Annotated in this window: 10 protein-coding genes and 1 pseudogene; 9 read left to right on the top strand and 2 right to left on the bottom strand. The window is 55.8% G+C overall.

All coding sequences use genetic code 11. The annotated features are described in order from the left end of the window. Nucleotides 1–1,302 (top strand): adenylosuccinate synthase (locus AC0AP0_RS04650; RefSeq protein WP_490429519.1); only part of this gene is annotated, 1,302 nt, incomplete at its 5' end. 73 nt (nucleotides 1,303–1,375) lie between these two features. On the opposite strand, the gene AC0AP0_RS04645 is transcribed toward AC0AP0_RS04650, so the two are convergent. Next, nucleotides 1,376–2,416: a LacI family DNA-binding transcriptional regulator gene (locus AC0AP0_RS04645; protein WP_490429518.1), complete on the bottom strand. Its 1,041-nt coding sequence runs from the start codon at nucleotides 2,414–2,416 to the stop codon at nucleotides 1,376–1,378. Between the two features lie 319 nt (nucleotides 2,417–2,735). Here AC0AP0_RS04645 and AC0AP0_RS04640 point away from each other — a divergent pair, with 319 nt between their 5' ends. The 8 genes and pseudogenes from AC0AP0_RS04640 to AC0AP0_RS04605 all read left to right on the top strand — a co-directional run. Further along, on the top strand, nucleotides 2,736–4,073 hold the full coding sequence (locus AC0AP0_RS04640) for an ABC transporter substrate-binding protein (protein WP_490429521.1): 1,338 nt from the start codon (nucleotides 2,736–2,738) through the stop codon (nucleotides 4,071–4,073). A gap of 83 nt (nucleotides 4,074–4,156) precedes the next feature. Then, nucleotides 4,157–5,026 (top strand): carbohydrate ABC transporter permease, encoded by an 870-nt coding sequence (locus tag AC0AP0_RS04635; protein WP_033511875.1) that lies wholly within the window; start codon nucleotides 4,157–4,159, stop codon nucleotides 5,024–5,026. Further along, complete coding sequence (locus AC0AP0_RS04630) at nucleotides 5,023–5,847, top strand: carbohydrate ABC transporter permease (RefSeq protein ID WP_015022642.1); 825 nt, start codon at nucleotides 5,023–5,025, stop codon at nucleotides 5,845–5,847. Before AC0AP0_RS04635 ends, AC0AP0_RS04630 begins: the two co-directional genes overlap by 4 nt. Nucleotides 5,848–5,852: 5 nt before the next feature. Then, a complete protein-coding gene (locus AC0AP0_RS04625; RefSeq protein WP_490429517.1) occupies nucleotides 5,853–7,532 on the top strand; it encodes a glycoside hydrolase family 13 protein in 1,680 nt (559 codons plus the stop codon). A gap of 34 nt (nucleotides 7,533–7,566) precedes the next feature. Next, nucleotides 7,567–8,685, top strand: coding sequence for a glycoside hydrolase family 172 protein (locus AC0AP0_RS04620; protein ID WP_490429520.1), 1,119 nt, complete (start codon nucleotides 7,567–7,569; stop codon nucleotides 8,683–8,685). A 35-nt stretch (nucleotides 8,686–8,720) separates the two neighbouring features. Continuing rightward, nucleotides 8,721–9,740 carry an FAD:protein FMN transferase gene (locus AC0AP0_RS04615; RefSeq protein WP_490429516.1) on the top strand — a complete coding sequence of 340 codons (1,020 nt, stop codon included), beginning with the start codon at nucleotides 8,721–8,723 and terminating at the stop codon, nucleotides 9,738–9,740. A 348-nt stretch (nucleotides 9,741–10,088) separates the two neighbouring features. Beyond that, nucleotides 10,089–11,438, top strand: a complete 1,350-nt coding sequence (locus AC0AP0_RS04610; RefSeq protein ID WP_033511871.1) for an MFS transporter — start codon at nucleotides 10,089–10,091, stop codon at nucleotides 11,436–11,438. Nucleotides 11,439–11,623: 185 nt separating this feature from the next. Continuing rightward, a pseudogene (locus AC0AP0_RS04605) lies at nucleotides 11,624–12,052 on the top strand (family 1 glycosylhydrolase); the annotation flags it as partial. Here AC0AP0_RS04605 and AC0AP0_RS04600 read toward each other — a convergent pair. Further along, a partial coding sequence (locus AC0AP0_RS04600) for a substrate-binding domain-containing protein (RefSeq protein WP_490429515.1) occupies nucleotides 12,033–12,326 on the bottom strand: 294 nt, incomplete at its 5' end. The pseudogene AC0AP0_RS04605 and the gene AC0AP0_RS04600 overlap by 20 nt on opposite strands.

Below are 12,326 nucleotides of genomic sequence, written 5' to 3'. Positions count from 1 at the left end.
ATGCCGGGAATCGTGATCGTCGGGGCCCAGTGGGGCGACGAGGGCAAGGGCAAGGCAACGGATCTGATCGGCGAGCACATGGACTACGTCGCCAGGTTCAACGGGGGCAACAACGCCGGCCATACCGTCGTCGTGGGTGACCAGGAGTATGCCCTCCACCTTCTGCCTTCGGGGATCATTCATCCGGCCATTACCCCGGTCATCGGCAACGGCGTCGTGGTGGACCCGGCCGCCCTCTTCGAGGAGATCGATGGACTCCAGTCCCGTGGCGTTGATTGCAGCCGGTTGAGGATCAGCGAGTCCGCGCACATCATCGCCCCCTACCATCGGACGCTGGACAAGGTGACCGAGCGCTTCCTGGGCAAGCATAAGATCGGCACGACAGGCCGCGGAATCGGCCCGGCCTATGCCGACAAAATCAACCGTGTGGGTATTCGTGTGCACGACCTGTTCAATGTCGACCACCTGCGCGACAAGGTGGAGGCCAGCCTACACCAGAAGAACCAGATGCTGGTCAAGCTCTACAACCGCCGGGCCATCGAGGTGGAGGCCACCGTTGAAGAGCTGGCGGGATACGCCGAGCGGCTCAAGCCTTACGTGGCCAATACCTCATTGATGCTCAACCAGGCTCTGGAGCAGGGCAAGAACGTCCTCTTCGAAGGGGGACAGGCCACCATGCTGGACGTGGACCATGGCACCTACCCCTTCGTCACCTCATCCAATTGCACAGCGGGTGGCGCCTGCACCGGTACCGGCGTGGGCCCGACCAAGATCGATCGGGTGGTCGGCGTGGCCAAGGCCTATGTGACTCGCGTTGGCGAGGGGCCCTTCCCCACGGAGCTGGACAACGAGCAGGGCGAATGGCTGCGCCGTCAGGGCCATGAGTACGGGGTAACCACTGGCCGCTCCCGCCGCTGCGGCTGGTTCGATGCGCTGGTCAGCCGCTATGCAGTACAGATCAATGGCCTGACCGACATCGTGCTGACCAAGTTGGATGTTCTCTCCGGTCTGGAGACCATCCCGGTCTGCGTGGGCTACGACATCACCCGGTCCGACGGCTCACGCGTCAGGGTGGACCAGATGCCTGTGGACCAGGCCGAGTTCCAATCCGCCCAGCCGGTATACGAGGAGCTGCCGGGCTGGCGCGAGGACATCTCCGGTGCCAAGAGCTTCGACGAGTTCCCGACCAAGGCCAAGGACTACATCCACCGTCTGGAGGATCTGTCTGGCTGCCGCATCTCTGCTGTGGGTTCGGGCCCGGGCCGCGACCAGATCGTGCAGATCCATTCTCTGATCGACTGAGGAAGATTCATGGGTCTGCCCCTGCCTGACCGCCTTCCCCGGGGCGGTCAAGAGTCGACTTCAGCGGCGTGAGTCACTGTCGGCCGCTGATTTTAGGTGCGGGACCCATGGTCTCCCTCAGTATGAATGTGGCTTTGGCAGTAATATGGCGGTGGGGCAGTTTATTTCCATTGGCCAAGCGAATAGCCATTTGTGCAGCTGTCCGGCCGTAGGCGTTTGGCTCGTGGTGCACTGTTGAAATGCCTAGGGGTCCGGCCAGTTCTCTGTCGTCAAACCCCACCACTGATATGTCATCCGGTACCCGGATTCCCAAACGGCGGAGTTCATGGACCAGGCATATGGCCACTTCGTCGCTGATGCAGCATACTGCTGTCGGGCGTGGGGCCAGTGCCAGAATTGCACTGGCTGCCAGCTTGCCGATGTCTCCTTGGTAGGGGATGGCAATCTCGTAGTCGTCTCTTCTCGGAATGGCTCCCTCTTCAAGTCCAAGGTGGTATCCGGTTATGCGCTGGTCAGCATCCCAGACGAAGTCCTTATTGAATTGTGTCCGTTTGAGATATGCGATGTTGGTGTGACCGATGGCGATCAGACGGCGAATCAGATCCCTGGTAGTGGTGACTTCATCGATTCCGATTGATGCATTGCTGTAGCGGTCATCCAAATGCATGGTGTTGACACCCACGATGGGCATGCCGGTGCTGCGCAAGGTCTGCCCCTCTTGGTCGGTAAGGGCGAAGGACGAGATGATCATGGCATCGGCGTTGCGCTTGACTGGCATCGAGGAGAAGAATTCAGCGCGTTGTTTTTTATCTGCTACCCGATAAGACAGCAGGTCATACCCTTCTTCGCAGAGTGCTGAATAGACTCCTTCAGCAAGTTCGGAACTGTACCATCCTGAAAGGTGATTACCGACAATCAGTGCTATTCTGCCTGTCTTACCGCTGCGGAGCCTTGATGCTTCCTTTGAAGCGGTGAATCCGAGCCTGGCGCTTGCTTCGAGCACCTTGGCTCTGGTGTTGTCAGAAACACGGTTCTTGCCTTGGAGCGCTCTGGAAACCGTTGATGCAGATACTCCAGCTTCTTTGGCTACATCATAAATAGTCGGCTCTCTCATCTCTTACGCCCCTTGGTTGGTGTCACAGTATGTCGCAGTATTAGTACAACCGATTTTACAACGGTAACTTCTGATGAATAGAGACGACTAGAACCGGCCGATGCCGCAACTAGTCGTTGCTATGGTTGGGGATTCGTCGGCAAGCATCCAGGAGGATCGATTTGACATGTGAGGAAGTGTTTTATACACTGTGTGCAACCGATATCATAAATCTATCAATATTAGGAGGATAGGTCACAACTTATCGTTTATTTAACATGAATAAAATCGGTTTTATATGTTCATCAATGTTGTGAACATTTGAGGAGTAGAAACAATGATGAAATCAGCGGTTAAGCACGGTGGCGTAGCTCTGCTTGCAACAGGCATGATTCTATCGCTGGCAGCGTGTGGGCCAGGTTCCACTGGCTCGTCCGAGAGCAGCAATGAACCGTCTTCAGTCAGCACGGATTTGGGCTCGAAGTCGTATGAGCTTAAGCTCTGGGACGGCGCAGGGCTCAAGACAGTAGACGATGCGCTCATCAAGGGGTTCCAGAGCAAATACCCTAATATCCATATCAAGGCCAACTATGATCCGGACAATGTTTCGGCTCAAAATGGGCCGCGTGTCATTTCTTCCACCGATGCTCCGGATATAGCGCGCCTGACGGATGTCAACACTGCGGTCAGCGGTCACCATGTGATATCCCTCGAACCGTATGTAAAAGCATACGGATGGAAGGTCCCCAAGTCCCAAACGCAACTGTATAGGGCTGATGCCAAAGGCAGACTGGGTGATGGCGACTTATATGCGTTGCCCAATTCCTATTCGGTTTCAGGCGTGTATGTCAATACCAAACTGACAGCCAAGGCAGGAATTGCCGATCTTCCCCGTACCGTGGATGAATTTGAATCGGATATGGGCAAGGCTAAGGATGCAGGCCTCATTCCTATGATGACCTATGCGAAGGACGGCGGGACATCATTCGCTTTCCAAGCGATGATGACCAACACTGACTCGGTGCAGTCTGTGCAGGACTGGATATTGCAAAAGCCAAAAGCTGATTTCAGGACCAAGGGTTCAAAGGAGGCGGCGCAAAAACTCCAGGATTGGAACAAAGAGGGGTACTTGCCGCAAGGGGTCAATGCCATCGATGCTTCCACCGCCTTAAGCAGATTCACCGCTGGCGAGGGTGTGTTCTTCCCCAGTGGAAACTGGAATTTGGCAACAGTGGCCAAAGCCCTGGGTGACGATGTGCAATTCATTCCCTTCCCGGCGAATTCTGCCAATGAGCAGCCAAGCATTGCATCCAATGCGGGAAGCTTCTTCGGAATTCCTAAGAACTCCCGAAACAAAGACGCAGCAGCTTGCTTCCTCAATTACACGCAGAGCGATGAAGCCCGGCAGATCATAGCGGACGTCAGCGGGTACTATCCGAAGACAGTCGAGGGCCAGTCCCTGCCAAAGGCGCAGAGTGCTCTTCAGCGCAGCATGTTTGACTACTACAAGGATGTCTTCGATTCGGGCAGATCGACTGGCTTCATCAACGACGCCACAGCCGGAATCCAGTCAAGCGGGCTCATCCCCAACTTCCAGCTCTTGCTCGACAACAGTCTTACCGCTCAACAGTTTACGGAAAAGATTCAGCAGGAGTACAGCCAAGAGGTGCGGCATTGAGCACGTATCTCGCAAATCGGCGGCGCGCGAGGTCGGCATCGGCCTCGCGGGCTGCCGATGCCCTCCCGGCTCGCGGCAGGAGTCTGAGCTCCACCCTGGTAGGTTGGTTGTTTCTGCTTCCCGGGCTGGCCTTCTACCTGGTCTTTGTGTTCTGGCCGATCATTCAGACTGCCTGGTATTCCTTCTATGACTGGAACGGCATTGATGCCAGCACTTGGGTGGGCGTGAAGAATTTCGTCAAGGTCTTCACCGATCCTGTGCTGCTGGGAAGCATAGGGCACTCGTTCTACCTGGTTATCTTCTTCTCGTTGATACCCATCGTTTTGGGAATGATCATCGCATCGTTGATCCGTGATATTCGTGCCAAAGCGGTCAGCACTTTTGCTCAGGTCTGTCTGTTTTTGCCTCGTGTCATCCCTGGAGCGGCGGCGGCCGTGGCTTGGACCTGGATGTTGGCACAGGACGGCATTGTCAATCAGATGCTCAGCGCAATGGGTCTGGGGGAGCACGCCACCTCATGGCTGGGCAACCAGCACACTGCGTTGACATCAGTCGGCATCATCGGTTTCTGGTTGCAGCTGGGCTTCTGCATCGTGTTGCTATCGGCTGGCATCGGAGGCATCGATAAATCCTTATATGAAGCGGCCAGCATTGATGGAGCAGGTTGGTGGAGCCAGCTCTGGCATATCACGCTGCCTGGGTTGCGCGGGCAGATCGCTGTCTGCCTGACTATGACGGTTGTGGCAGCTCTGGCCAGCTTTGATGTGGTCTTCATGGCCACCCAAGGAGGTCCTGGCTACAGCACGATGGTACCTGGCGTCATGGTATATCGACTGGCCTTTACGCAGAACCGGGTCGGTCTGGCTTCGGCGCTCGCACTGGTGCTTATGGTGCTCGTGTTGCTTGTGGTGGGCCCGCTCCAGCGACTGGTGCAGGGGAAGGAGGAAGCATGAAACAGTCACTCTCTGTGCGTGTGCTGGGGAACCTCACCCTGGCCGTGACTATCATCTTTTCGATACTGCCCTTTGTCAGCATGTTTTCGGCAGCCGTACAGCCGCAGGGTTCCATGCCGCACGGGATCCAATTCACGGCACACCCTCATTGGGAGAACTTTGCAGCCGCCTGGAAGGTGGCGAATATCACCCCTTTGCTGATATCCAGTGCAATCCTTGTCCTCGTTGTAGTGCCGGTTGTGCTCATTTGCTCAGCAATGGGCGGTTACGCTATGGGCTCTCTTCATGTGAAGGGTGGATGGATCGCCTATGGCCTGCTCTTTGTCGGCCTGACCCTGCCCTTCGAAGTGCTCGTTACCCCCCTTTACTATGAAATCCAATCCATGGGGCTGCTCAATACCAGATGGGCGCTCATCCTGCCGATGATCGGGCTCAATATGCCATTTGGCATGGTCTGGATGCAAGCCTATTTCTCGCAGATGCCCAAAGATCTGATTGAGGCGGCAAGCATCGACGGTGCCAACCATTTCAGGATCTTCCGCAGCATTCAATTACCTTTGGTCGTTCCTGCCCTGTCTTCATTAGGCATACTGACTTTCCTCGCCACGTGGAATCAATTCCTTCTTGCCGTCGTCCTCATTGACGACCCAACCAAGCGGACTATGGCCGGTGCGTTACAGTCTTTCGTTGGTCAGTATTCCACTGATGTGGTCCTTTTGAATGCGGGCTCTCTGTTGATCATGGCGCCGACGATGATACTGTTCATTTTCCTGCAAAGATACTTCATCAAGGCCATGCTTGATGGATCGGTAAAGGGCTGAAAGTCGTGACAATAGATAACATGCATGATCCGGACTGGTGGAGGTCTGCCGTCGTCTACCAGATTTATCCTAGGTCCTTCCGAGATTCCGACAATGACGGCATAGGGGACCTGCGAGGCATTGAGAGTGGCCTGGAGTATCTGGCTGATCTTGGTGTGGATGCAATCTGGCTGAGTCCCTTCTACCCCTCTCCTATGGTCGACGGTGGTTATGATGTAGCCGACTATAGGGATGTGGATCCCAAACTGGGCACGTTGGCGGATTTTGATTCGATGCTGGAGCATGCCCATTCCCTTGGCATCAAGGTCATCATCGATATTGTGCCTAATCATTGCTCGGATCAGCATCCCTGGTTCAGGCAGGCCTTGGAAGAAGGACCTGAATCGTCCATGGGGTCCAGGTTCGTCTTTCGGCGAGGACGTGGGAGACATGCCGAGTTGCCGCCGACCAATTGGCGCTCTGAATTCGGCGGCAGCGCCTGGGAGCCCTGCGGATCTGGCTGGTATTACCTTCATTTGTTCTCCAAGGAACAGCCTGATTTCAACTGGGACAATCCAAACGTAAGGGAGGAATTCCTTTCTATTCTGCGATTCTGGAGCGGCAGAGGAGTCGATGGTTTCCGTGTGGACGTATCGCATGGGTTGGCCAAGGACCTTCGTGATCCTCTTCGTGACAGACCGGATCCGGAGGTCATGGCGCCTATGTGTGATGACGGTAGCGATCCATTGTTTGACAGAGACGAAGTCCATGAGATTTACAGATCATGGCGGACGGTCCTGAACCAGTACGATCCTCCCCGCATGGCCGTGGGGGAGTCCTGGACTCCTATCACTGACCGGGTCTTTGCCTATGCACGCCCGGATGAGCTTGGATCGGTCTTCGATTTCTCATTAGCAAAGGCTTCTTGGGATTTGGATGAGTATGCGTCAGCCATAACCAGGACATGCCGCGGTTTCAAGAAAGTCGGAGCTACGCCCAGCTGGGTCCTTGGCAATCATGACGTTCCACGGCTGGCTTCGCGGTTGGCTCTGCCCAAGGGTGTCGATGAACGCGCCTGGGTGGCTTCGAATGGAACCGATCCCGTCGTTGACCGCGAGGTCGGGTTACGGAGAGCCCGGTCTGCCGCCATGATCATGCTGGCTCTGCCGGGAACCGCATACATCTATCAAGGCGATGAGTTGGGGCTGCCGGAAGTCACCGAACTTAAGTCGACAGATATCCGTGATCCTCAGTGGGAACGATCCGGGCACCGAGTCAAAGGGAGGGATGGATGTCGTGTGCCGATTCCATGGACGAGCGAGCATGAAGAATCCTTCGGCTTCAATAAGGGTGCCACCCCATGGCTACCGCAGCCTGCCTGGTTCGATCACTACTCCATAGAGTCTGAAATGCGATCGGATAAGTCGGCTCGTTCCCTGATTAAAACGGCTCTGGCTCTGCGCAGCAAGTGGGTTGAAGATGATATGGACGTGAAGGTTGACGTTGTCGATGATGGGCTGACCCACACCTTGGAATTAGTCTTGGCTTCCGGTTTGAGAAGCATGACCAACTTTGGTAGATCGTCGGTGAGGTTGCCGGTCTCGGCCAAGTGTTTGTTGAATAGCAATGTCGTTGAATCAGCAAATGGAGCGGTTTGGCTAGCGCCTGATGCCACGGTCTGGTATACGACAAAGATATGTGAGTGACAGATACGCAAAGAAAGATGTCGGCATAGAAAGGATGGGTATGCGTTCGCAGCTGGCAGGAGATCCATTGGGGCTGACGCTCGTCAAATCCAGCGTAAGCAGGTCGATCAATGCTGAGAATCCCCGTGGTGAGAAAGGCCGGGGAGCCATGTCAGCAGGAGAGCTTGGGCCAGGCAGGAAAGGCAGCCCCTGCATCAGGAATCTGGAACCGGGTTCGTCTGTGGTACTGGCTGATATTGAAGGCACTGGCGTCATTAATCACCTTTGGTTCACGGTGGCGGATAGAACCAGTGATGCGGATCGATATGTTCTGCGTGATCTTGTGCTCAGGATTTACTGGGATGATGAGCAGACTCCCTCGGTTGAGTGCCCCCTCGGTGATTTCTTCTGCTGCGGTTTTGGACAGGTCTGTCGAGTCGACTCCCTGCCCATACAAGTGGTGCCGACAGGAGGGCTGAACGCCTATTTCCCCATGCCGTTTGGCAGACGCGCCCGTCTTGTTTTGGAGAACCAGCACGTGAATGTTGTGCCGGCCTTGTTCTATCAGATTGATTACTCGTTGCAGGACGATCCGCTGCCAGCGAGTACGGGATATTTCCATGCCCAATGGCGTAGGCAAAAGGTAACTGTTCCTGGGCAGGACTACGTCGTTCTGGACGGGGTCCGGGGCAGAGGCCAGTACATTGGAACATATCTGGCCTTGAGTGTGCTTGAGCGCTACTGGTGGGGAGAAGGTGAATTCAAATTCTATATCGATGGGGATGAGGCATATCCAACGATATGTAGCACTGGTACCGAAGATTATTTTGGAGGAGCTTGGAGTTTTGCCGTCCCAAGCGCTGAAGGGACCAGTGAGCAGACATACTGTGCGCCCTTCTGCGGGTATCCCTTCTATAGCAACCATGATTACTCGATACGCAATCGTTATCACAATGATGATTGCCCTCCAATGCGGGGGTTGTATCGGTGGCATATACCGGATCCGATCCGATTCGAACAAGATCTACGCGTCACTTGGCAACAAATTGGATCAGGGTTCCAAGGCGCTTTTGAACGAAGCGACGATGTGTCCACAGTCGCCTATTGGTACCAGTTGGAACCTCATGGTGCTTTTCCTGCTCTTCCCTTAGCGCGTGATCGGTGGCCTCGTTGACGCGAAGGAAGGCTGCAGGAGAATAGAATCGCTGTATGGCACATGTTTTGTCTTCTGCTGACCATGATTCCGGTTCCTTGGGCGGTCTGGAATCTCTGCCATATGTCCTGACCTTTCCCCAGGCCCTGGGTACTGGAATCATCATCAATACGGCAAAACTGGTGCCAGCCCAGCTTCGTAAGAGGATGGCAGACCTGATAGAGGATTATGAGTCGGCGCTTTCCCGATTTCGTCCCGATTCATTGCTCGCTTCCATGGCAAAGGCTGATAATGGTGGAGAATTTGTTTTTCCTTCGTACTGCTGTCCTCTTTTTGAATTGTATGACCGTTTTTATGCCCTGACCGAGGGGCGGCTTGACCCTGCCGTGGGCGCTGACCTGGTGGCACTTGGCTACGGTCCGGATATGAGTTTCGTTATGCAGGCGGGGGCCTCAGGAAAATTGGGGCGCATACATGGTCGTCCAACCTGGGCTTATGATGTTCGGCGGAACGGGGCGACCTTGATAACGGCAGGTCCGATCCACCTGGACTTCGGGGCCATGGGCAAAGGGTTTCTAGTTGATCTGTTGGGCGCCTTCTTGGCGGATGCTGGCGAGTATGTGATAGATGCGGGGGGTGACATGGGGGTGCGGACGCCAACGCCGATCACCGTTGCCATGGAGGATCCCTGTGATCAAGCCAATGCGGTGGGTGTCGTCTCGCTTTCGTCGGGTGCTTTGTGTGCTTCGGCTCCCAGTCGCAGGCATTGGACCTCTCGTTACGAAAGGGAAGGTGAAGCTGGTCTGATCAGTCTCCACCATATTCTCAATGCAATTGACGGTACTCCCGTGCAGCAGGTTCTTGCTACATGGGCGCTTGTCGGTTCTGGCTCTTTTCCTGTTGCAGTTGCGGATGGCCTGGCGACGGCCCTGTTCCTGATGGATCCGTCGGATCTGGCGTTTCATGTGGATTATTCCTGCGCCGTGCTTCGTTCGGATCGACGGTTCATCGTCTCATCCGCTTTCCCTGGTGAAGTGTTCACCAACCTGGATAGTCATCCTATTGCATCGCGATGAATCTGCTGTTTCGCATATTGGACTATCAGGCACCTATTCAGGTACTCGGATTTATGGTCAAAAACATTGCGGGTGGTGGTTTCATCCGTTGGAAGACGATGGAAGGAGGTTCGCTGCGATGACGTGGAAGTATGGTATGGCAAGTGTTAGTGCCCTGTCAGTTCGAATTATTAGCCCGTCTTCGCAGGCGGACTGATTCGTCGATCTTCGGATTGTGCGACCCCGCCGGAAGGCAGGGCCGCTAAGTAGATCAACTTCATCTCATCGGATCCTGCTCATGTCGGGATCTTTTCATAAATGCCGGTTAGACAGTTAAAGAAATCGGCTGGAGAGAAAGAGATGATGGTGATGGAGAAACATACAAACGAAGTGGAAAGTCCGAGCGCGGCGGGTAGACCAGCGGTCTCTCGTAGCTCGGTCCGCACAGTCATCGGGGCCTCCATGGTCGGCACGGCCATCGAGTTCTACGATTTCTACGCTTATGGGACGGCTTCGGCCAACTATTTCCCCAAGCTTTTCTTCCCCAAAACCGATCCGACTGTGGCCCTCCTGGCCTCTCTGCTGACCTTCGCCATCGCTTTCATCGCGCGGCCACTGGGATCCTTGATCTTCGGACACTTTGGGGATCGTCAGGGACGCAAGACCACGCTCGTGGTCTCGCTGCTGACCATGGGCTGTTCCACAGTTCTGATCGGCGTCCTGCCCACCTATGCCACATGGGGACTCTGGGCTGTGGTGGTCCTCTGCCTCTGCCGGTTCGTCCAAGGAATAGGCCTGGGCGGCGAGTGGTCTGGCGCGGCCCTGGTGGCCACCGAGAACGCCCCGGAAGGCAAGAGGGCGCTCTACGGCTCCTTCCCTGAGCTGGGCGCCCCCATCGGCTTCTTCCTGGCCAACGGGACCTACTTCCTGTTAGAGATTTTCTGCACCCCCGAGCAGATGCTGAGCTGGGGCTGGCGTGTTCCCTTCCTGCTCTCCGCCATCCTGGTGGTCGTAGGACTGGCCGTGCGCGTCTCCATGCAGGAGACCCCCATCTTCCAGATGGCTCTGGATCAGCAGAAGGTCGTCAAGACCCCGCTGTTGGAGGTCTTCCGCAAGAGCTGGCGCCAGGTGCTCCAGGCCACCTTCCTGGTCGCAGTCACCTACACCCTCTTCTACACCCTGGCTACTTGGTCTCTGGCCTACGGCACCAAGCCCAAGTCCCAGGGCGGCGGCGGACTGGGCTTCACCAATCAGGAGTATCTGCTCATGCTCATGGTCTCCATCCTGGTCTTCGCTCTCTTCATCGTGCTGGCCTGCGTCTATGCGGACCGCATCGGACGTCGCCGGGTGCTGATCGGCAGCTCCGTCATGCTGGTGGTCTTCAGCCTGGTCTTCCCCTACCTGCTCATGGCTCATCACAACACCTTCCAGGTCATGGTCTTCCTCTGCGTCGGGTTCGCCCTGATGGGCATTGCCTTCGGGCCTATCGGCGCTTTCCTGCCGGAGCTTTTTGACGCCAATGTGCGCTACTCGGGTTCCGGCATCGGTTATAACTTGGCGGCCATCGTGGGCGCGGCCTTCGTGCCTACCATCGCCACCTGGCTCTCCTCCCACTGGGGAGTGCGTTCGGTCGGGCTCTACCTGGCCGTCATGGCGGTCTGCTGCCTGGTGGCAGTGCTGACCTGCCACGAAACCAAGGATGTGGACTTCACCAAGTAGTTTTCGTCTTCTCCGTGAGATCCATTGGAATCTCAATAAGATGGCGGCCATAATGGGCCGCCATCTTATTTGTGCTCCAGCCCGGCGTCGATTGACATGACAATGCCTAGGCGTTTTGCTACCTGGGCAAAGAGGTTCGGATGAGATCGCGGTCGAAGATGGTGGTGGACGGAATAACGGGTACTGCTGCTCAGGCTTTTCATGCCATGCTTGGCTGTGAGCAGGAAACTAGCGATTACGCCTATTAGCGCGAGACTTTCTTCTTCGAGCACGCAGCTGGAGATGATTGGGTCGGTGTGCAGACTGCCTCGAATCTGACCGGTGGCGTTCCGGTCTTCGTGACAGAGAATGGTCTGGCCACTGATAATGACGCACGCAGAATCGACTACACTCACGATGCCCTTGTGGGTCTCATGAAAGCCATGGACCTGGGGATTGATGTTTTGGGTTATCTTCACTGGTCATTGCTCGACAACTATGAGTGGGGTTCATACGATCCAACATTTGGTCTTATCAGCGTGGACCGCAAGACATTCAAGCAAACTCCCAAGCCTTCTTTGACTTGGCTGGGTCAGGTCGCCAGGACAGGTACGCTCAACGTCCCTCGTCCCTAGGAGCCGAACCGGTGGTGGCCCTGTCGATGATATGAGTCTTGACCTGTGTGTGCGGTTCGGTTAAGGGTGAGCCGTCGATGAGCTGCAGGGCCTTTCTGGCGGCCTCGGCTCCTATGTCTCTGGCCGGCTGGGCTACTGAAGACAAGCCGGCCAGAGCGGCCACATCCGAGGAGTCGAATCCCATGATCGAGACGACGTCGGGCACCCTGATCTCAGCCTGGCGCAGTTCAGACAGAAGAGCCAAGGCGCAATCGTCAGACCAGGCGCAGATGGC

This window comes from Bifidobacterium sp. POST2/T3 (B1), from assembly GCF_058197115.1.
Note: the sequence above shows the minus strand (reverse complement) of the source record. Positions and strands in the feature narration are given on the sequence as shown.

Bases quoted from the DNA above. Each gene is read 5' to 3' on its own strand.
- AC0AP0_RS04645 (WP_490429518.1), bottom strand. From the start codon at position 2,416: ATGAGAGAGCCGACTATTTATGATGTAGCCAAAGAAGCTGGAGTATCT.
- AC0AP0_RS04640 (WP_490429521.1), top strand. From the start codon at position 2,736: ATGAAATCAGCGGTTAAGCACGGTGGCGTAGCTCTGCTTGCAACAGGC.
- AC0AP0_RS04630 (WP_015022642.1), top strand. From the start codon at position 5,023: ATGAAACAGTCACTCTCTGTGCGTGTGCTGGGGAACCTCACCCTGGCC.
- AC0AP0_RS04620 (WP_490429520.1), top strand. From the start codon at position 7,567: ATGGGTATGCGTTCGCAGCTGGCAGGAGATCCATTGGGGCTGACGCTC.
- AC0AP0_RS04615 (WP_490429516.1), top strand. From the start codon at position 8,721: ATGGCACATGTTTTGTCTTCTGCTGACCATGATTCCGGTTCCTTGGGC.
- AC0AP0_RS04610 (WP_033511871.1), top strand. From the start codon at position 10,089: ATGGAGAAACATACAAACGAAGTGGAAAGTCCGAGCGCGGCGGGTAGA.